This is a genomic window from Ruegeria sp. ABF4_144, assembly GCF_056160045.1.
This window is the reverse complement of the sequence record NZ_JBSWWK010000001.1, coordinates 1,259,783-1,279,980: the sequence shown is the minus strand read 5'-3', so window position 1 is coordinate 1,279,980 and position 20,198 is coordinate 1,259,783. Positions and strand designations below refer to the sequence as shown.

The following is a 20,198-nucleotide window of genomic DNA, read 5'->3' as shown; positions in this document are numbered from 1 at the left end:
CAATGCGTTACGATTACGATCTGGGGTCCTATTCCTGTCCGGTCAGCACATCCTCATCCGAGGCACAGCTCTGGTTCGACCGGGGATTGATCTGGACCTATGGTTATAACCACGAAGAGGCCGTTGTCTGTTTCCAGCGCGCGGCGGAGCATGATCCGGGTTGTGCCATGGCCTACTGGGGGATCGCTTATGCAGCCGGTCCGAACTATAACCTGCCGTGGGATTTGCAGGACGAACGCGGACAGCAAAAGGCGCTGGCAAAGGCCTATGACGCTACGCAGCAGGCCTTGGCTCTGCTCGGCAGTTGCACCCCAGTCGAACAGGCCCTGATCCGCGCCCTGCCTGCCCGATACCCTCAGCGTGAACCGATCAAGGATATGCACCGCTGGGATCACGATTTCGCCGACGTTATGCGCACGGCCTTTGAGGAACAGCCGGATCATCTTGACCTGCGCACCATCTATGTTGAGGCGTTGTTGAACCTGACTCCCTGGCAAATGTGGGATCTGAAAACCGGCCAACCTGCCGAGGGTGCCGCCACGCTTGAGGCGCAGGAGGCTCTGGAAGACGCAATGGCCAGCAACCCCGCCGCTATGTCTCATCCCGGTTTGCTGCACCTCTACGTGCATCTGATGGAGATGTCGCCAACCCCCGAAAAAGCGCTCAAGGCCGGAGATGTGTTGCGAACGCTGGTGCCAGACGCAGGCCATCTAGTGCACATGCCCACCCATATCGACGTGTTGTGCGGGCATTACCACAACGTCGTTTACTGGAACGAAAAGGCCATTGAGGCCGATCTGAAGTATTATGAGCGTGAAGGCGCGTTCAACATCTATACCGGCTATCGCCAGCACGATTATCACTTTGTCATCTATGGCGCGCTATTTCTGGGCCAGATGGAACCGGCCCTTCGTGCCAATCAAGGGATGTGGGACACCACGCCCGAAGACATGCTGCGTATCGAAAGCCCTCCGATGGCGGATTACTTCGAAAGCTACATGTCGATGGGCCCGCATATCCTGATCCGTTTCGGACGGTGGGAAGAAGCCAAGGCGCTGGAACTGCCCTCGGACCCTGACTTATATCGCACTCTGACGGCGACCACCCACTACGCCCGCGCCATCGCGCATGCCGCCACTGACCACGTCGCCGAGGCTGAAGCAGAGGAGCAACTGTTCCTCTCAGCCAAGGCCTGCGTCCCTGAGACCCGCCTCTTGCACAACAACCGGGTGATCGATTTGCTGGAAATCGCGGGCGAAATGCTGCGCGGCGAGATCGAATACCGCAAAGGCAACTATGAGATTGCCTACGCCCATCTGCGCCGCTCGGTCGAGCTGGACGATACGCTGCCCTATGATGAACCATGGGGCTGGATGCAACCGACCCGCCACGCTCTTGGGGCGCTGCTGTTCGAACAGGGTCACACGGCCGAAGCCGAAGCGGTCTATCGGGAAGATCTGGGTCTGGGCGGAACGCTCAGCCGGGCCTCAATCCATCCGGACAACGTCTGGAGCCTCAAGGGTCTGCATGACTGCCTGAAGGCCCGTGGCGAGACCGTCGAGAGTGTGCAAATCAAACAACGGCTCGACCTAGCGCTGGCCCGGGCTGACCGCGCGGTGGGTGCATCGTGCTTCTGCGCTCAGGCGGCGATGAGGGCTGCCGAATGAGATACACCCTGCTGTTGACCGCTCTGCTTTGCGGCCCTGCCTTTGCAGATCGGCAGTCTTTCCCTCCGGTTGATCAGGCCGCGCAAGACCCGTCTCTGGTGGCCTTTCGGGATGCTCTTTTGGCCAAAGTGGCTGCGCGGGACACTGATGCCGTGGTTGCGGTGGCCTGCCCCGACATCTACCTGAGCCACGGAGGGAACGGCGGGCCGAAGGAACTGCGCGCTAATCTGATCCTCGACCCTGAAACCCTGTCCGAGGAATACCGCAACGATGCGGACACCCTGCGCGAGGCGTATTGGTCCGCTCTGGAAAACACCCTCTCGCAACCAGGTTATTTCGATGATGAGGGTGAGTTCTGGATGCCGCACCAGTGGCAGATCACCCTGCCCGCCTCGCTCGACCCCTTCATGGCCTACTACGTCACAGGATCGGATGTGGCCTTGCGCCAGTCAGCCGATCGCAGCGCGCCAACCTTAGGCCTTATCAGCCACGAGATTGCGATCATCCGCGATTTTCAGCACACCGCTGAATATCAGCAGGTGCTGTTGACCGATGGAACGCAGGGCTTCATGCACAGCGACTATCTGTGGCCCATGACAGGCCACCGCGCCGCGTTCGTGAAATCGGACTCGGGCGAATGGCAGCTGTGTACCTTTGTCAGCGGAGACTAGGCCTTCGCCTTTTTCTTTTCAGCCACAACCTTTTCAGCCAGATCACGGGCGATAGCAAAGGCCCCCTTGATCTTGTCGCTGTCCTTCTTCCAGTCGCGGCGAACGACAATCTTATTGTCCTTAACCTTGGCCAGCCCGCGTTGATTCTGGATGAATTCGACCAGCCCCTGAGGCGACGCGAACTTGTCATTGTGGAACTGGATTGTCGCGCCCTTCGGCCCACCGTCCAGTTTGGCAATACCCGCGCGTTTGCACATAGCCTTGATGCGAACGACCAGCATCAGCGTGTTCACCTCTTTCGGCAGAGAGCCAAAACGGTCAATCAACTCGGCGGCAAAGCCCTCTAGTTCGACCTTGGTCGACAGCGACGACAGGCGGCGGTACAGCCCCAAACGCACATCCAGATCGGGTACGTAGTCTTCGGGGATAAGAACCGGGACGCCCAGATTGATCTGCGGCGCCCATTGATCATCGGCGTCCGACAGCCCCTCCATCTCACCGGCTTTGATTTTGGCAATCGCTTCTTCCAGCATCGACTGGTAAAGTTCGTACCCCACGTCGCGCATCTGGCCCGACTGTTCCTCGCCCAACAAGTTGCCCGCTCCGCGAATATCGAGGTCCTGAGAGGCAAGCGTGAACCCCGCCCCCAACGTATCAAGCGAGCCAAGAACGCGCAGGCGTTTCTCGGCCGTGGCGGTCAGTTTCTGGCGTGGCTTGGTGGTCAAATAGGCGTAAGCGCGGGTTTTCGACCGCCCCACACGACCGCGAATTTGATAGAGTTGAGCAAGGCCAAACATATCCGCCCTATGCACGACCATCGTGTTGGCCGTTGGGATATCCAACCCGCTTTCCACAATCGTTGTGGCCAGCAGCACGTCATACTTACCGTCGTAGAAAGCGTTCATCCGGTCGTCGAGTTCGCCCGCGGCCATCTGCCCGTGCGCCACCACATAGGTCAGTTCCGGAAGCTGCTCTTTCAGGAACTCCTCAATCTCGGGCAGGTCCGAGATGCGGGGGACCACGTAGAAGCTCTGCCCGCCACGGTAATGTTCACGCAGCAGTGCTTCGCGGATGGTGACCGCATCGAACTCGCTGACATAGGTGCGAATGGCCAGTCGGTCGATCGGCGGCGTTCCGATAATCGACAGGTCACGCACACCGGTCAGTGACAGTTGCAGCGTCCGCGGGATCGGCGTGGCGGTCAGGGTTAGCACGTGAATGTCACTGCGCAATTGCTTCAGCCGCTCTTTGTGGCCAACGCCGAAATGCTGTTCTTCGTCAATGATCAGCAGGCCGAGGTTATTGAAGCGTATCCCCTTGGCCAAAAGCGCATGCGTTCCGATGACGATATCCACCGTGCCTCGCGCGAGCCCGTCACGGGTTTGCTGCGCCTCTTTGGCTGAAACAAAGCGCGACAGTTGCCGAACCTCCAGTGGGAAGCCCCGGAAACGTTCTTTGAAGGACGCTGCATGTTGACGGGCCAGCAGCGTGGTCGGCGCGACAACTGCGACCTGCACCCCGGACATAGCGGCGACGAAAGCCGCGCGCATGGCGACCTCGGTCTTGCCAAAACCCACATCGCCGCAAATCAGACGATCCATCGGCGCGCCGGAATGCATGTCCTCCATAACTTCGTTGATCGCCCGCAACTGGTCGTCGGTTTCCTGATACGGGAAGCGCGCGCTGAACTCCTCCCACGCGTGAGGTGGAGGATCCATAACCGGGGCTTTGCGCAAGGCGCGTTCGGCGGCGATGCGGATCAGCTTGTCCGCCATCTCGCGGATGCGTTCTTTCAGCTTGGCCTTCTTGGCCTGCCATGCACCGCCGCCCAGACGGTCCAGCAGACCTTCGTCGTGGCCGTATTTCGACAGCAGTTCGATGTTTTCAACCGGCAGGTACAGCTTGGCCTGTTCAGCATATTCCAGCAGCAGACATTCATGGGCGGCACCCGCAGCCGTCACGACCTCCATCCCCATGTAGCGGCCGATTCCATGGTCGACATGCACCACCAGATCACCGGGGCTAAGGGATTGCGTCTCGGTCAGAAAGTTCTCGGCCTTGCGGCGTTTCTTGGGCTGGCGGATCAAGCGATCGCCCAGCACGTCCTGCTCGGCAATGACCGTCAGTCCGGGGGTTTCGAACCCGTGCTCCAGCGCCCAAACAGCCAGATGCAATCCGCGTTTACCCACACGAGTCCCGTCGGTGACGGGAATGGCTTCAGCCAGACCTTCGTCTTCGATCAGCCCGGTCAGACGTTCGCGTGCGCCTTCGGAATAGGACGCGATCAGCACTGGCCCCTTGGTCATCTTGTCAGAGATATGCCCGGCCAAAGCGCCGAACAGGCTGATGCTTTCTTGCTGACGCTCCGGCGCAAAGTTGCGGCCAATCCGACCGCCAGCGTCGATCACACCGGGACCGCTGGCCTGTGGCAAGGGGCTGAATTGCAGAACCCGCCGATCACCCACAGCCTGTTCCCACGCGGCATCGTCCAGATAAAGCAAACCGGGCGGCGTGGGTTTATACACCGTGTCCATGCGCGATCGGTTTTCCAGCGCAAGTCGTCGGGTTTCGTACTGATCGGCAATCGTATCCCAGCGCGCAAGCCGCGCAGGCGTGACCTGATCGTCCACCGTGATGGTCGCATCCGGCAGATAGTCGAACAGCGTTTCCAGCTTCTCATGAAAAAAGGGCAGCCAATGTTCGATGCCCTGATGCTTGCGGCCCGCACTGACGGCTTCGTACAACGGATCGTCGGTGCCCGCCGCGCCGAACTCGATGCGATAGTTCTGGCGGAACCGGGTGATTGCAGCGTCATCCAGAATGACTTCGGACACCGGCGCCAGTTCCACAACGTCAAGCTTCTCGGTGGTGCGTTGTGAGACCGGGTCAAAGCGGCGCGCGCCGTCCAGTACATCTCCGAACAGGTCCAGACGTACAGGGCCAGACTCACCCGGGGGGAAAATGTCGATGATCCCGCCCCGGATGGCATAATCGCCGGGCTCCATCACGGTCGGGCTTTGTGTGAAGCCCATCCGCACCAAGAAGTTCCGCAGCGCGGTTTCGTCGACGCGGTGGTCTACACGCGCGGTGAACGCAGCCTCTTGCAGCACATCCCGCGCGGGCACCCGCTGGGTTGCCGCGTTCAGCGTTGTCAGCAGAACAAACCGGTCCGGCATCTGATGCACCAGCGCCGCCAGCGTCGCCACGCGCGCCGCGGCAATATCTGCGTTGGGCGAGACCCGGTCGTAAGGTAGACAATCCCAGCCCGGGAACACAAAGACCGGCATGTCGGGTGCAAAGAAGGCGAGCGCTGCACGCATCGCCTCCATCCGCTTGTCATCGCGGGCAACGTGACAAGCCGGCCGGCCGGAACGCGCGATCTCGTTCAGGACAAGCTGTGCATCAAACCCCTCGGGGGCGCCGCCAACTGTTACGTGGTTCGGAGCCGTCATCGCCTAGCCTTTCCGAATTTTCTATCCCAGAACCCCAATCGAGAAGTTCTGATACATACCCCAAAGGGACGTGATCAAGATCGAGATCATTCCGATGATCTGCGTATAAATCCGGCAACGTGTCAAAACCTTGCCGACAAACTCCAGCGATCCGTCACTTCGCCTCAATTTATGCGCGGCCCTGATGTTGATGACCGTCACAAGACACATCGGAAACAGCAGCAAAAACACGGCTTGGGCGAACTCGACCCCATAGTAAAAGCCAAGCATCGCCAGACCGGTGAAAAAGAAACAACTCAGCCCCAGAATGATCAGTCCGGACTTATCTACGATAAACAGGATGCGGTTGCCATTAATCCGCACGATATCCAGCAAGTCCTGCTCAGTCTGCCCTCCGACCCGGCGGGCACGCACCAGCAGATCGAACGGAACACCCATCGCCCAATGGCTTACAGATGACCACAGCACGGCCAGAACGATCCAATACCACAGATTCGAGAAGCTGCGCATATCGATGATTTCGAAAAGCGAAGAGTATAAGTCCAAGCGTCAGCCCTTTGTTCCCAGTCCTGATGGGCTTTTCGCACGGGTGCGCTGATCCTAACCCTTGAGACCACATGGAATTCATGCCACCCAATGCGGGAATATTCAAGGAGAGCGCGACATGAAACCGACCATCGCCCCCTACCCCCTGACCCGCTTTCGCCGGGCGCGCCAGTCACAGGCCGTGCGCGGGCTTGTCCGCGAAAACACGCTGACCACAGATGATCTGATTTGGCCTGTATTTGTGCGCGACGGTGAAGGTATCGAAGAGCCTGTTCCGTCGATGCCCGGTGTGGTTCGCCGCTCGGTCGATTTGATCGCCAAGGCTGCTGTTGAGGCGCAGGCGATGGGCATTCCGGCCATTTGCATCTTTCCCTACACCGATTCCAGCCTGAAGACCGAGGATTGCGCCGAGGCCTGGAACCCCGACAACCTGTCGAACCGCGCCATCCGGGCGATCAAGGCAGCGGCCCCCGATATCGCGGTGATGACCGATGTCGCGTTGGATCCCTACAACATCAACGGGCATGACGGCTACGTTGTCGATGGCGAAATTGTGAACGACCAAACCGTCGAAGCGCTGGTCAAAATGACCCTTGCACAGGCCGAGGCTGGGGCCGACATCATCGGACCTTCGGACATGATGGACGGCCGCATTGGCGAAATGCGCCGGGCGCTGGAAACGGCAGGTCATCAGAACGTGATGATCCTGAGCTATGCCGCGAAATATGCCAGTGCCTTTTACGGCCCGTTCCGCGATGCAGTGGGTGCCTCTGGCGCACTGACCGGCGATAAGAAAACCTATCAGATGGATCCCGGCAATTCGAACGAAGCCCTGCGCCTGATCGAACGCGATCTGACCGAGGGCGCAGACATGGTCATGATCAAGCCGGGCATGCCTTACCTGGACATCTGCCGTCGTGTGAAAGACACGTTTGGCGCGCCTACCTATGCCTACCAGGTGTCGGGCGAATACGCGATGATGCAGGCCGCCGCGCAGAACGGATGGATCGACGGTGAGAAGGTGATGTTGGAGAGCTTGCTGGCATTCAAGCGCGCGGGCTGCGACGGCATTCTGACCTATTTCGCACCTGAAGTCGCCCGTATCCTTCAGGGCTAAAACCCCAGATTGTCGCAATTTTTCGCCGATTGTGATTTGCAGTCACGCAGCTTTCCCGTGACACGCAGCCGCAATCGGCGTATTCTTGCACACAAGATCGGGATCACCCGACATATCAGGCAGTAATACAGAGAAAAAAACCATGAGCAGTTCCAATGCACCCCGACTAAGCCGTCGTGGCTTTGCCTTTGGCATGGCCGGATTGACGGTAACCGCAGCCTGCGGCAATGGCGTCGGCAGTTCCAACGCGGCCAAGATTGACGCCCGCGTCGATGCCACGCTTGCCGAGATGTATGCGAAGTACCCCAACACGGTTGAGATCGCCAACAAAGCCACCGGCATGTTGGTTATGCCCCTGATCACCGACGCCGGACTGATCTTCTTTGGCGGCGCCTACGGTCAGGGCGCGTTGCGCATCGAAGGCGCAACAGTTGACTACTATTCCGCAATTTCTGGAACCGCCGGCCTGCAAATCGGCGCGCAGCAGTATGCCCATGTCCTGTTCTTCATGACGCAGGATGCGCTGAACGACTTCCGCCGCTCCAGCGGATGGACCGCCGGTGCCGATATTGGCTATGTTGTTGATGCGACTGGTAATTCCTTGTCCACGGACACAACGACATTGCGGTCGCCGGTACTGGCCGTCGTATTCGGACAAGCCGGTCTGAAATTCGGCGCGACGGTCGAAGGCACCAAGTACACACGGATCATTCCGTAACGCCGGACTGCCACACACCCCTCGAAAAGCCCCGCCCACAGCACCGCTGTGGCGGGGTTTATTACTTATTGTGCTGTAAACACGAATATTCCCGGGCTGTTCCTCTTTCGGTCAGCACGGGCATCCACTAACCTTGCCGAAATCGGAAATGGATCGGGATTAAAGGCCACAAATGGGTTTCGTTTTTCGCTGGCTGTTGCGTATCACAACAGGTCTGGTCCTGCTGGCTCTTGCTGCTGTGGCACTGGTGTATTTTCTGGCTAGCCAATCCCTGCCGGACTACGATCAGACGGTCGAAGTCAGCGGCCCAACCGGGCCGATCGAGATCATCCGAGACACCGCCAACGTCCCCCACATTCTAGCCGAAAACGACCCCGACGTGTTCTTTGGCCTTGGCTATGCCCATGCGCAGGACCGACTGTGGCAGATGACCGTGATGCGCCGCACCGCACAGGGCCGTCTGTCCGAAGTGTTTGGCACCCGTACGCTACACATCGACAAGCTGTTGCGCCGATTGGACCTGTACGGGCTTGCCCACCGCTCGGTCGAGGTTCAGGACGATTACACCAAAGCCGCGCTGCGTGCCTATGCCGCCGGGGTGAACGCGCGTCTGGATGAAATCAATGAGGCCGCCCTTGGCCGCGGCGCGCCAGAGATGTTCCTGTTCAATGCGCCTGTGTCTCCGTGGCAACCCGGCGACAGTATCGCCGTGATCAAACTGATGAGCCTGCAACTGTCCGGCCACCTTGAAGACGAAGTGCTGCGGGCCCGCACCTCGCTGATGCTGAACGATCCCGCACGACTGGTCGATATCCTGCCGGACGTTCCGGGCGCTGGCATCGCAGCCCTACCCGAATACGCGGCGCTATTTCCTGGGCTGCCCCGCTATGCCCGTGGCACGCCGATGCCCGATAGCCCGCTGTCGCCCTTCCCGAAACGCGGGCTTGCTGGTGCATCGAACGCATGGACTGCCGCGCCCTCGCGTTCGGCCAGTGGTGGAACGCTTCTGGCCAATGATCCCCATCTGGGGCTCACAGCGCCTGGCGTCTGGTATCTGGCCCGGCTGGAACTGGCCAAAGGCGGCGTGATAGGCGCGACAATCCCTGGCATTCCTGCCATCATGACCGGGCGCAGCGACCGGTTGGGCTGGGGTCTGACGTCCTCGTATCTGGATGATCAAGATGTTCATATCGAGCAGCTGAACCCCAAAAACCCCGAGGAATACCTGACGCCGGACGGCTACAAGACATTCCGCACCCGCCCCTCGATCATCGAGATCAAGGATGAGGCCCCGATTACCCTGACTCTGCGCTGGACAGATAACGGCCCGGTCTTGCCCGGCAGCCACTATGATCTGGAGACGATTACCCCAGCGGGACACGTTGCGTCGCTGTCGTGGACGGCACTCAGCCCACGCGACACGTCGATGACGGCTTCGATGGCGCTGATGAACGCCGACACTGTCCGGCAAGGCATCGACGCGGCCGAGCTGTTCATCGCACCCTCGCAGAACCTGTCACTGGTGGACAAAGAAACGATCGGCCTCAAGCTGATCGGCGCTATGCCAAAACGCGACCTGCGCAACCAGAGCCGGGGACGCATCCCAACGCCCGGCTGGCTGGCCGAAAACCTGTGGCAAGGCCGCCTGCCTTATGCCGACAATCCGGAATTCGTGGCTCCTGCAGGGGGTATACTGGGCAACACCAACAACAAGATCATTGATCGCCCGTTCCCTGAGCATGTGTCATATGAATGGGGCGATACGCAGCGCGTACACCGCTGGGAACGCCTGATGCAATCGCGCGAAGTTCACACCCGCGACAGCTTTATCGAGGCGCAGCTGGATACCGTTAGCTTCACTGCTCGTTCACTGCTGCCGCTGATCGGCGCTGACCTTTGGTTCACCGGAGCCTCTGCCCCCGAAGGCACACCCGAACGCCAGCGCCAGATCGCTTTGTCCCTGCTGGCTGAGTGGAATGGTGAAATGAACGAACACCTGCCCGAACCGCTGATCTATGCCGCGTGGTTGCGGGCGTTGCAGATCCGGCTGATCTCGGACGAATTGGGCCCGTTGGCGGCCGAATACAAACATGTGCAGCCCTTGTTCATTGAACGCGTCTACCGCGATATCAACGGTGCATCTGTCTGGTGTGACGTGCGCCAGAGCGCCCCGACCGAGACCTGCACGGACATGGCGCGACTGGCGCTCGACGACGCGATAATCTGGATATCCGAGAACTACGGCAGCGCACTTGAATCCCTGCGCTGGGGTGACGCGCATCAGGCCACTCATGATCACCCGGTTTTGGGAACGGTTCCGGTGTTGCGTTTCTTTGTGAACATCCGCCAATCCACCAGCGGCGGTGACAACACCCTGTTGCGCGGGCGCACCTCGGGCGAGGGCCGGAACCCATTCCAGAATGTTCATGGCGCGGGCTACCGCGGAGTCTATGACTTTGCTGACCCGGACAGCTCGGTCTTTATCACTGCCACCGGTCAGTCAGGTCATTTCTTGTCGCGTTACTATGACGATCAGGCGCAGCTCTGGCGACGTGGCGAATACATACCCATGTCTCTGGACCTTGATCTGGCGCGCGCCGCTGCCGTTGGTGTGACGAACCTGATCCCGCGCTGATTTCGCCTGTTTCGGCAGGACCTTGCCCCTTTTTTCGGGCGCCGTGGACGCCGACCCGCCTTTTCGCCTACGATCTGGGCACCAACAAGTTGGGACCGGGGGCACAAATGGCAAGTTTACGGGATAGGCTGAACAATCTTGCGCGCGACTATGCAATCGCCTGGAGCTCGGGCGACCCGAATGCAGTGGCAGATTTCTTTGCGCCGGAAGGGCAGATGGTCATGAATCGATCCGAGTCTTTGCAAGGTCGGGCGGCAATCGCCGAGATGGCGCGCGGGTTTCAATCCGATTTTCCCGATCTTGAACTCCGCTGTGATATGATGCGGTGGGCTGGTCATCACGCGATCTTTGTCTGGACCTTCGAAGGCCATCACGCCAAAACCGGCAACTACGTCCTTACGCGCGGATGGGAAGAATGGGACCTGAGCGAAGACCACAAGGTGCTGTCCTCGCAGGGATGGTTCGATATAGAGGATATGCAGCGCCAGATCGACGGCGCCTGACCTTTATAGCGCTGCGAATTGTGCCGCCTGTTTATCGGTCCAAAGCACGTTGATCTCAAACCCGTCCTCGGTCTGCTTTTCGGACCGCACCACATCCTGCCGAAACAGCCATGCGCGTTTGTTGCCTTCGGCAAAATCCAGAGTCAGCGTCTCTTCGTGGCGGGCGCCCTGCAGCTTGGTGGCGATCTCAGCCAACAAGGAATCCACCCCCTCACCGGTCACAGCCGAGATGGCAAAGATCGAAGGGTCGCGGTCTGCGCGTTTAAAGGCGGCCTCACGTTCATCTTCGTTTAGCAGGTCGATCTTGTTCCAGACCTCAAGCCGAGGCCGTTCGTCATCGACACCCAACGAAGTCAGGATCGCCTCGACATCCTGCGCCTGTGAGTCGGTTTCTTCGTGGCTGATATCGCGCACATGGACAATGATATCCGCGCCCAGAACTTCCTCGAGCGTCGCCCGGAAGGCCGCGACCAGTTCAGTCGGAAGGTTCGAGATGAACCCCACAGTGTCTGACAGGATCACCTCGGGACCATCGGGCAGTTCAACCCGGCGCATTGTCGGGTCCAGAGTAGCGAATAGCATGTCCTTTGCCATCACCTCGGCCCCGGTCAGGCGGTTGAACAGCGTGGACTTTCCTGCGTTGGTATAGCCCACCAACGCAACAATAGGATACGGCACCTTGGCCCGCGCGGCGCGATGCAGCGTGCGGGTTTTGACTACCTTCTGCAACTGCCGCCGCAGACGCACCAGTTGTTCATCGATGGCGCGGCGGTCAGCCTCGATCTGAGTTTCACCGGGACCACCGACAAATCCCAATCCACCACGCTGCCGTTCCAAGTGGGTCCACGCCCGCACCAGTCGCGTGCGTTGATAGCTAAGCGCAGCCATCTCGACCTGCAACACACCTTCTCGGGTGCGGGCGCGGTCGCTGAAAATCTCAAGGATCAGACCGGTTCGGTCGAGGATTTTAACCTTCCACGCCTTCTCGAGGTTGCGCTGCTGAACGGGTGAAACGGGGCCGTCGATCAGCACCAGTTCGATCTTGTTGTCGTGGAGGCGCTCGGCCAGCTCCTCGATCTTGCCGCTGCCAAACAGCAGCCCCGGTTGGGCGCGTTGCAGGCGCACGATTTCGGACCCGATCACATCCAGATCGGGCAGAGCGGCGGCCAGTGCAACCGCCTCTTCCAGCGCCGGCTCGGGAACGCGGCGCTGTTCATCTGATTTGATTTCCGGATGCAACACCCAAGCCCGGGTGCGCGTCCTGTCATGTTCCATCAAGAGGCGTCTTCGCCCTCATACAGGCTGATCGGCTGCGACGGCATGATGGTCGAGATCGCGTGCTTGTAGACCAGCTGCGACTGTCCGTCGCGGCGCAGCAACACGCAGAAGTTATCAAACCACGTGATAACACCCTGCAATTTCACACCGTTGATCAGGAAAATTGTGACCGGTACCTTTGCTTTCCGTACATTGTTCAGGAACGCGTCCTGAAGATTCTGTCTGTCCGAAGCCATATTTTATTATCTCGCCATTGTTCTTGCTACGCGCTGCGGACCAACGCGCTCCCTCCGGCTGAGTATGGAGTGGAGTTAACCGAGTTTCCAGATCAAAAATCAGTCATTGTAAGACTGTTGAATCTTAGTCCCGCCAGAGGCTTGGCGTAATCAGCGCGATGATCGCCAGCGTTTCCAGCCGTCCGATCACCATCGCCGCGCACATGGTCAGCTTGGCCCCGCCAGACAGGTCCACGATCCGGATGGGGATATCTGTGGCCAGTTCGATCAACGGACCCGTAGTGCTTAGCGATGCGACGGTCAACACCATCGCCTGCTCGAACCCTGCCCCCATCAAACCAAGCAGCAGGTTGAACAAAGCGGCCGTCAGCGCGAACATCATCAGGAAGATCCAAGCGATGAAGGCACCATCGCTCTGGATACGACGGTTGCCCCCGCCCTCGCCGCTGACTGACGAGGGATAGATCAGACGGTCGATCTCGCGCGCACCATTCAGGTACAGCGCAAACACCCGCAGCAGTTTGACGCCGCCCGCTGTGGTTGCAACACCGCCACCAATCAGGGCCAGCCCCATCAGGATCAGCCCAGGGGTACCCAGCCCAGATAGCTGTTGTGCGTCATTCCAATTGGCGCTTTCAAACCCGGCGGTGGTCAGAAACGACAGCGCCGTAAACAACATGCCCCAGAACACTCGAACGGCGTCAATCGGGTGCAAGGTCCCGCCGATTTCATTTACCCCAGCCCACACGCGGAAAAACAGCAGCGTAGCAACAGCGATCACGATCATAAGACCGATGCGGAACTCCGGGTCTTTGTCCAGCCGCGAGTACCCCGTTGTGGCAGTGTCGGTGGAAAAGGTCAGCCGCGACAAAGCGAAGAACAAAAACAGGAACAGAATTGCCTCACCGGTAATGCCGGCCTGCGCGCCTTCTAATCCGCCCACCGGCGAAATACCGGACGTGGCCATCGTGGACATGGCGTGGCAGATCGCGGTCAGTCCTTGCTCACCCGCGATCAGCAACAATAGCCAAATCACCGCTGTCAGCCCGGCGTAGACCGGCGTCAGCGTCCGCGTCACCCGGATCAGACGACCGCGTGGATCGACTTTTTCACTTTGCGCCACGCCCGAGACCGGACGCCCCGGCTGTCCACGTGCAGTTACTTCGAACCCGCCCAGTGAGAGCGGTGCCAGAATCGCCGCCGCCGAAATCCACATCAGCAGGCCGCCCATCCAGCCCACCAGAGCGCGCCACAAATGCAGAGGAGCCGTCAGGCGGTCGGGATCAGGGAAGATATCGGCGCCCGTAGTCGTCAGCGCGCTGACCATATCGAAATAGGCGTTCAGAAAGGTCGTGTTTCCCAGTGCGTCATGCAGCGGAATGGAAAGGAATACCGGAAGGACGGTGAAACAGCCCAACAGAACCGCCAACTGCCCAAGCGTTCCTCGGCGCGGCACCCGACTGGACGACGCCATAGCTATCGTCGCCACGACGAACAGCCCCAGCAGACCCGAATAGAAGAAGGACCGCGACGTGTCGTGGTTATCCAGCGCCAACGCGTAAATAGCAGGTATCCACATAGACAGCGAGAAAACGCCCCAGATCAGCAGAAACAACGGCAAGCGCCGCACCAGCCCGATCCGTTGTGTCCTCGCGCGTATCATCAGAAGAAATCGATCGAAACCTGCATCAGGCGTTCGACCTCGGGGACATCCTTGGCCATGGCAAAGATTGCAACCACGTCTTTTTCTTCGATCCGAAGGCTGCCGGTCGGGCGCAGCAACTCCTCGCCCTTGCGAACAGCGCCCACCAGAACGCCCTCAGGAAAGTCGATGTCCCGCAGTTTCTGCCCGGCCATGGGTGAGGTTGACAGCACCTCGGCCTCGATCACCTCGGCCTCGGCGTCACCAATGGAATAGACCTGCCGCACCCGCCCATGGCGGATGTGCCGCAGGATCGAGCTGACGGTGGTGGCGCGTGGGTTGATATAGGCGTCGATCCCAAGCGGCCCCATCAACGCAACCATGCTGGGATCGTTGATCAGCGCAATCGCCAGCGCGCAGCCCTCGGCCTTGGCGCGTACGGCGGCCAGCATGTTGGCGCGGTCGTCATCGGTAACCGCCAGCATCGCATCCGCACGTTCAATTCCCGCCTCGCGCAGCAAGGCCGCATCCAGCCCGTCACCGTTCAGAACAATGGTACGCTCAAGCGCTTCGGCGGCCAGTTCGGCGCAGTGGCGATCGCGTTCGATGATCTTGGCTCGCACCCGGCTTTCGCGTTCCTCAAGCGTGCGCGCGACCTCGAGCCCGACGTTGCCGCCACCCACAATCACCACGCGATCCTGTTTCTTTTGCGTCTTGCCAAAGACCTCCATCGTACGGTCCACGTCTTTGACGTTGGTAAAGACATAGCATTCGTCACCGACAAACAGTTGGTCCTCGGATTCCGGGGCAAAAAGGCTGCCGTCGCGCCGGACGCCCACGACAATCGAGCTGAGCGTCGAAAACAGATCCGTCAGCTGGCGTAACGGCGTGTTGATGATCGGGCAATCTTCGTCGATGCGAATGCCCAGCAACTGCGCCTTACCGTCCATGAACATCTCGGTGTCAAAGGCCGACGGTGCAGACAAGCGGCGCATGGCGGCGGCGGCGACCTCTCGTTCGGGGCTGATCACCACGTCGATAGGCAGGTGGTCACGGCGGTACAGGTCCGAGTGGATCGCCTCGAGGTAAGACTTTGACCTCAGACGCGCGATCTTGCGCTGGATCGAAAAGACCGAATGCGCCATTTGGCAGGTGACCATGTTCACCTCGTCCGAATGGGTCGCGGCGATAATCATATCTGCGTCGCTTGCCCCCGCCCGGCTCAGCACGTCCGGGTAGCTGGCGAAACCGGCGATCCCCTGCACATCCAACGTCTCGGTCGCGCGGCGCACCAGATCGGGGTTGTTGTCCACCACCGTTACGTCGTTGAGTTCGCCCGACAGGTGCCGTGCAATCTGCCAGCCAACCTGACCGGCACCGCAAATTATCACCTTCATGTTTTTGGCCCTTCTGCCTGAAATCTTTGAATGACAGATGCCCCGATAGCGGTCAATTGAATTGTCATGCCCGCAAAGCTAAGGCAAGATAAGCCCATGAAATCAGTAGTTCGTTTGCTTATTCCAATGGTCGTCCTGTCCGCATGTAGCGGCCCGCTTTCGCTGTATTACCGCGAGGGCGAAAGCGTGACGCGTATTCAGTCCGCGACGACGCAATGCCAGGTTTCGGCGCTTGAGGACGTGCCAGTAGCCAATCAGGTGCGGCAAAACCCGCCCACCTACTGGCCCGGTCGTACCTACTGCGATGGCCGGGGGCGATGCTATCGCTCGCCAGGTTGGTGGCAGCCTGGAAACGTGTACACCGTCGACGTCAACAAAGGGCTGCGTAATCAGGTCGAGGCGCAGTGCATGGCTAAAAAGGGGTTTCGCCCGGTCAGCCTGCCGCCTTGCAAGCAAAACATTAAATCAAGCGTACCGGCCGTGCCCACAACAAAACTACCGCCGCTGAGCACCCAGTCATGCTACGTTAAACTCGACAACGGGTCATTCCAGATCATCACACCCGGTCAGGCCGGGTAATGACCCGGCGGATTATTCCGCCGGTTCCGGTTCGTCCAGTTGCGCCACGCGTGCGCCGGATTTGTTCGAGGTCACAACCCCAAGCGATTTCAGCTTACGGTGCAGCGCGCTGCGCTCCATCCCGACAAAGCTGGCGGTACGGCTGATATTGCCACCAAAACGGTTGATCTGGGTCAGCAGGTATTCCCGTTCAAACGCCTCGCGCGCTTCGCGCAGCGGCAAGGTTGCAAGAGCACCCGACAGAACCACACGCCCCGAATCGTCAGGTTTTTCCTCTTCGGTCGGCAGTTCCTTGGCCTCAATCGGACCGGACCCGTCACCCAGGATCAGCACACGTTCGATCAGGTTCTTGAGCTGACGCACGTTGCCGGGCCATGTCATGGTCTGCAGCAACGCCACCGCCTCTTCCGAGATCTCACGCAGGGACAACCCTTGAGATTCGTTGCACATCTCGATGAAATGCTGCGCCAGAACAGGGATATCCTCGCGCCGCTCTTCCAACGATGGCACCGCAATCGGCACCACGTTCAGGCGGTGATACAACTCTTCGCGGAAGCGGTCGGCGGCGATCTCATGTTCAAGGTCACGATTGGTCGACGAGATCACCCGCAGATCTACCCGCACCTTGTCCGAACCGCCGACGCGTTGGAATTGTTGGTCAACCAGAACGCGCAGGATCTTGGACTGCGTACCCAAGGGCATATCGGCCACTTCGTCAAAGTAAACCACGCCACCATGGGCCTCTTCCAACAGACCGGATTCGATGCCGCGTTCCGAAGACTCGCGACCAAACAGCACCTCTTCGACCCGTTCAGGCTCGATACCTGCGCAATTGACGGTCACGAAAGGCGCGTTGGCGCGGTTGGAATGAGCGTGGATATATCGCGCTGCGATTTCCTTGCCCGATCCGGCAGGACCGCTCAGCATCACGCGGCCGTTAGACTTGGTTACCTTGTCCAGCTGGCTCTGCATCGCGCGAAAGGATGCGGACTTGCCAATCATGTCGGAACTGGTGACCTCTTTACGCTTCAGCGAGGCGTTCTCGCGGCGCAGGCGAGAGGTCTCCATCGCGCGGCGGATCACCACCATTAACTGGTCAATGTTAAACGGCTTTTCGATAAAGTCGTAAGCGCCCTGTTTAATGGCCGCCACCGCAATCTCGATATTGCCGTGACCCGATATGATCACCACAGGTACATCCGGGTTATCGCGTTTCACCGACTTGAGAATGTCGATCCCATCCATACGGCTGTCCTTCAGCCAAATGTCCAGAATCAACAGCCCCGGCGGTTCTGAATTGATTTCGGCCATGCACTCGTCCGAGTTGCCGGCCAGCCGGGTTGAATAGCCTTCGTCCTCCAGAATGTCGGACACCAGTTCGCGAATATCGCGTTCGTCATCTACGATCAGAATGTCGCTCATCTTTGGCCTGCTTTCAGTTTATTGGATTGAATTGCCTGCTTCTGTGGCGCTGCGGTCGGAGAGAAATTGCCCCCCGGCAAACGGATCACGGCCATCGCACCGAAATGGTCCTGTCCGTCGAAAACGGGCGCATCTTCCAGTGTGAGCGCTCCGCCATGTTCTTCGATAATCTTCTTGACGATGGGCAGGCCCAAGCCTGTGCCCTCGTCCCGTGTGGTAACGTATGGCTCGAACAGGCGTGCCCGGTCTTCGGGCAGTCCGATGCCGTTGTCTGCAATAGTGATAACCGTCCCCGCGTCATCGCTGGTCACGTCCACTTTGATCTGTGGCTTCAGATTGTCAGGTGGGCCTTTTTTCTTCAGGGTTTCAATGGCCTCACCCGCGTTTTTGATCAGGTTTGTCAGGGCCTGATTCAGCATCGTTGCATCCAGTTCCGCCAAAATCTGATGATCCGGCAAAGAGGCGTCGATTTGCACATCCGGTTGTCCGGCCTGCTGCAACAGCACCGCCTCGCGCACCAGCCCGACCACGTCCTCTTCGCGCCGATCCGGCTCGGGCATACGCGCGAATTTCGAGAACTCATCCACGATTCGGCGTAGATCATTCGTCTGCCGTACGATCACATCGGTCATGGACTCGAGGCTGTCGCAGTCCTCTTCATTCAGCTTGCGTGAGAATTTGCGTTTGATCCGCTCGGCGCTCAGTTGGATCGGGGTTAGCGGGTTCTTGATCTCATGCGCGATGCGCCGCGCGACATCGCCCCAGGCCGCCATCCGTTGTGCGCTGACCAGATCGGTCACGTCGTCAAAGGCCACAACGTACCCTTCCAGACCGCCGTCCTCTCCGCGACGGGTGGCCATACGAACCAGCAGATTTTCCAACTGCCCCTTGCGGGTGACCTTGATCTCACCCTGAACTGCCTCCTGCCCGCTTTCCTTGAGGCTTTCGAACAGCGGAAGGAACTCAGGCACGGCGATACCGATTGAGAGCTTGTCGTCCACATGCGCCCAGTCCAGCAAACGTTCGGCCGAGCGGTTCACAAAGGTCACGCAGCCATCCGGGTCCACCCCGACCACGCCAGAGGTCACCGAGCTCAGCACCGAATCGAACAGACGCCGACGGCGTTCGATCTGCCGGGTATTCTCCAGGAGAGTGTCGCGCTGCCCTTTAAGTTGCCGGGTCATCTGGTTGAAATAACGGCCTAACATGGCGATTTCGTCGTCGCTGGCCTCTTCAATAACCTGAACGCTCAGGTCGCCTGCACCGACCCGCTGCGCCGCCGTGGTCAGACGTCCGACCGGGCGCGACAGGCGCTCGGCGAACCACATGCCAAGCGACATTGCCGCCAGAATCAGGATGACCGCAAAACCGAGATACAGCAGGCCGAATTCGAACAGCACCCGGCCGCGTTCGCTTTCAAGCTGTTGGTAGAACTGCACCGTTTCCTTGGTGTCATCCAGCAGGGTCAGCAACTGGCCATCAACCTCGCGGCTGACATAGAGGTAACGGTCCAGATAAGCCTGCAACGGCACCAGCGCACGAAACTCGCTGTTTTGCCAATCGGCGATGATCAGCAAGCCATTATCCGTGGCTTCGACCATCTGTTCTGGCGTGGGTGCTTCGTAGTTGAACAGATAGGACCGATCTCCGCGCGACCGAATTTCACCACTGCTGTCAATGACGTAAGCTTCGCGCAGACCTCGCTGGATTTGCGCCTGCCCCTGTGCCAGCACCTCTCGCAACTCGGCATCCGAAATATAGTAATCCCGCGCGCGGGCCGCATCCAGGAACCGTGCCAGCACAACCGCATCCTGCGTGAGGCCTTCGCGGTGTTCCTGTTCATAGGCTTCAGCGGCCGTAAGGGATGAGCCCACAACCTCGCGCACGCGGTCCGAGAACCAACCTTCAAGGCCGATATTCACCGTCAGGCCCGCAAAGATCGCAACCGTCACAGTTGGCACCAACGCCAACAGCGTAAATGCGCCGATCAATCGAAGGTGCAGACGTGACCCGGCGGATTTCGCCCGCCGAGCAGCGATCAGACTGCCGACCTGCCCCAGAACCAGCGCGGCAACGACAAGCACATAAACCAGGTCTGCAAGAAGAATCAGGCGCAACGTGGGGGCGGTTGTCCCCAGATCAAACGGACCAATGACAAGATACGTGGCAAGCGCCAACGCAGGGCCTAGAAGAACCAGCCCCAAGGTGCCGAAATTGCGCAGTTTTCGGGATTTCCGCCACCGATTGATCGCTGGAATCGGCCCGCTCTGTGCCCGGGTTGCCACCGTCTGCCCTCATCCTGATGTGTCGCTTGTGCGACGTACCGCCATATGTC

Annotated in this window: 15 protein-coding genes; 7 read left to right on the top strand and 8 right to left on the bottom strand. The window is 59.4% G+C overall.

Annotation, left to right across the window (positions count from 1 at the left end; all coding sequences use genetic code 11):
* The first annotated feature begins 2 nt into the window (after positions 1 to 2).
* Complete coding sequence (locus ACXAGD_RS06615) at positions 3 to 1,667, top strand: hypothetical protein (protein ID WP_475209195.1); 1,665 nt, start codon at positions 3 to 5, stop codon at positions 1,665 to 1,667.
* Positions 1,664 to 2,338, top strand: a complete 675-nt coding sequence (locus tag ACXAGD_RS06610) for an SH3 domain-containing protein (RefSeq protein ID WP_475209194.1) — start codon at positions 1,664 to 1,666, stop codon at positions 2,336 to 2,338. Before ACXAGD_RS06615 ends, ACXAGD_RS06610 begins: the two co-directional genes overlap by 4 nt.
* On the opposite strand, the gene mfd is transcribed toward ACXAGD_RS06610, so the two are convergent.
* Complete coding sequence (gene mfd / locus ACXAGD_RS06605) at positions 2,335 to 5,790, bottom strand: transcription-repair coupling factor (RefSeq protein WP_475209193.1); 3,456 nt, start codon at positions 5,788 to 5,790, stop codon at positions 2,335 to 2,337. The two genes, ACXAGD_RS06610 and mfd, sit on opposite strands and share 4 nt — an antisense overlap.
* Positions 5,791 to 5,811: 21 nt before the next feature.
* Positions 5,812 to 6,336: a component of SufBCD complex gene (locus ACXAGD_RS06600; RefSeq protein WP_475209192.1), complete on the bottom strand. Its 525-nt coding sequence runs from the start codon at positions 6,334 to 6,336 to the stop codon at positions 5,812 to 5,814.
* A 118-nt stretch (positions 6,337 to 6,454) separates the two neighbouring features.
* Between ACXAGD_RS06600 and hemB the strand changes: the two genes are divergently transcribed.
* The 4 genes from hemB (at position 6,455) to ACXAGD_RS06580 (ending at position 11,309) form a co-directional block, all read left to right on the top strand.
* Positions 6,455 to 7,453, top strand: coding sequence for a porphobilinogen synthase (hemB, locus tag ACXAGD_RS06595; protein WP_475209191.1), 999 nt, complete (start codon positions 6,455 to 6,457; stop codon positions 7,451 to 7,453).
* A 142-nt stretch (positions 7,454 to 7,595) separates the two neighbouring features.
* On the top strand, positions 7,596 to 8,171 hold the full coding sequence (locus ACXAGD_RS06590; protein ID WP_475209190.1) for a lipid-binding SYLF domain-containing protein: 576 nt from the start codon (positions 7,596 to 7,598) through the stop codon (positions 8,169 to 8,171).
* Positions 8,172 to 8,343: 172 nt separating this feature from the next.
* Entirely contained in the window at positions 8,344 to 10,806 is a 2,463-nt protein-coding gene (locus tag ACXAGD_RS06585) for a penicillin acylase family protein (RefSeq protein WP_475209189.1), read from the top strand.
* Between the two features lie 107 nt (positions 10,807 to 10,913).
* The gene (locus ACXAGD_RS06580) at positions 10,914 to 11,309 is read left to right on the top strand and encodes an SgcJ/EcaC family oxidoreductase (protein WP_475209188.1); all 396 of its coding nucleotides are present in this window, start codon (positions 10,914 to 10,916) and stop codon (positions 11,307 to 11,309) included.
* A 3-nt stretch (positions 11,310 to 11,312) separates the two neighbouring features.
* Here ACXAGD_RS06580 and hflX read toward each other — a convergent pair whose 3' ends face one another.
* From hflX to trkA, 4 genes are all read right to left on the bottom strand, one after another.
* Entirely contained in the window at positions 11,313 to 12,584 is a 1,272-nt protein-coding gene (hflX, locus tag ACXAGD_RS06575) for a GTPase HflX (protein WP_475209187.1), read from the bottom strand.
* Entirely contained in the window at positions 12,584 to 12,823 is a 240-nt protein-coding gene (gene hfq / locus ACXAGD_RS06570) for an RNA chaperone Hfq (protein WP_010440340.1), read from the bottom strand. The genes hflX and hfq overlap by 1 nt, the downstream gene beginning before the upstream one ends.
* Positions 12,824 to 12,947: 124 nt before the next feature.
* Complete coding sequence (locus tag ACXAGD_RS06565) at positions 12,948 to 14,486, bottom strand: TrkH family potassium uptake protein (protein WP_475209186.1); 1,539 nt, start codon at positions 14,484 to 14,486, stop codon at positions 12,948 to 12,950.
* The gene (trkA, locus tag ACXAGD_RS06560) at positions 14,486 to 15,862 is read right to left on the bottom strand and encodes a Trk system potassium transporter TrkA (protein WP_475209185.1); all 1,377 of its coding nucleotides are present in this window, start codon (positions 15,860 to 15,862) and stop codon (positions 14,486 to 14,488) included. The genes ACXAGD_RS06565 and trkA overlap by 1 nt, the downstream gene beginning before the upstream one ends.
* Positions 15,863 to 15,958: 96 nt before the next feature.
* On the opposite strand from trkA, the gene ACXAGD_RS06555 reads away from it, so the two are divergent.
* A complete protein-coding gene (locus ACXAGD_RS06555; RefSeq protein WP_475209184.1) occupies positions 15,959 to 16,441 on the top strand; it encodes a hypothetical protein in 483 nt (160 codons plus the stop codon).
* 12 nt (positions 16,442 to 16,453) lie between these two features.
* Here the strand turns inward: ACXAGD_RS06555 and ntrX are convergent, their stop codons facing one another.
* The gene (gene ntrX, locus ACXAGD_RS06550) at positions 16,454 to 17,863 is read right to left on the bottom strand and encodes a nitrogen assimilation response regulator NtrX (RefSeq protein ID WP_475209183.1); all 1,410 of its coding nucleotides are present in this window, start codon (positions 17,861 to 17,863) and stop codon (positions 16,454 to 16,456) included.
* Positions 17,860 to 20,148: a sensor histidine kinase NtrY-like gene (locus ACXAGD_RS06545; protein ID WP_475209182.1), complete on the bottom strand. Its 2,289-nt coding sequence runs from the start codon at positions 20,146 to 20,148 to the stop codon at positions 17,860 to 17,862. The genes ntrX and ACXAGD_RS06545 overlap by 4 nt, the downstream gene beginning before the upstream one ends.
* Between the last annotated feature and the right edge of the window lie 50 nt (positions 20,149 to 20,198).

What these genes read in the sequence shown, in the direction of transcription:
- ACXAGD_RS06555 (WP_475209184.1), top strand. Translation starts at nt 15,959, where the DNA reads ATGAAATCAGTAGTTCGTTTGCTTATTCCAATGGTCGTCCTGTCCGCA.
- trkA (WP_475209185.1), bottom strand. Translation starts at nt 15,862, where the DNA reads ATGAAGGTGATAATTTGCGGTGCCGGTCAGGTTGGCTGGCAGATTGCA.
- ACXAGD_RS06565 (WP_475209186.1), bottom strand. Translation starts at nt 14,486, where the DNA reads ATGATACGCGCGAGGACACAACGGATCGGGCTGGTGCGGCGCTTGCCG.
- hfq (WP_010440340.1), bottom strand. Translation starts at nt 12,823, where the DNA reads ATGGCTTCGGACAGACAGAATCTTCAGGACGCGTTCCTGAACAATGTA.
- hflX (WP_475209187.1), bottom strand. Translation starts at nt 12,584, where the DNA reads ATGGAACATGACAGGACGCGCACCCGGGCTTGGGTGTTGCATCCGGAA.
- ACXAGD_RS06590 (WP_475209190.1), top strand. Translation starts at nt 7,596, where the DNA reads ATGAGCAGTTCCAATGCACCCCGACTAAGCCGTCGTGGCTTTGCCTTT.
- mfd (WP_475209193.1), bottom strand. Translation starts at nt 5,790, where the DNA reads ATGACGGCTCCGAACCACGTAACAGTTGGCGGCGCCCCCGAGGGGTTT.
- hemB (WP_475209191.1), top strand. Translation starts at nt 6,455, where the DNA reads ATGAAACCGACCATCGCCCCCTACCCCCTGACCCGCTTTCGCCGGGCG.
- ACXAGD_RS06580 (WP_475209188.1), top strand. Translation starts at nt 10,914, where the DNA reads ATGGCAAGTTTACGGGATAGGCTGAACAATCTTGCGCGCGACTATGCA.
- ACXAGD_RS06585 (WP_475209189.1), top strand. Translation starts at nt 8,344, where the DNA reads ATGGGTTTCGTTTTTCGCTGGCTGTTGCGTATCACAACAGGTCTGGTC.
- ACXAGD_RS06615 (WP_475209195.1), top strand. Translation starts at nt 3, where the DNA reads ATGCGTTACGATTACGATCTGGGGTCCTATTCCTGTCCGGTCAGCACA.
- ntrX (WP_475209183.1), bottom strand. Translation starts at nt 17,863, where the DNA reads ATGAGCGACATTCTGATCGTAGATGACGAACGCGATATTCGCGAACTG.
- ACXAGD_RS06610 (WP_475209194.1), top strand. Translation starts at nt 1,664, where the DNA reads ATGAGATACACCCTGCTGTTGACCGCTCTGCTTTGCGGCCCTGCCTTT.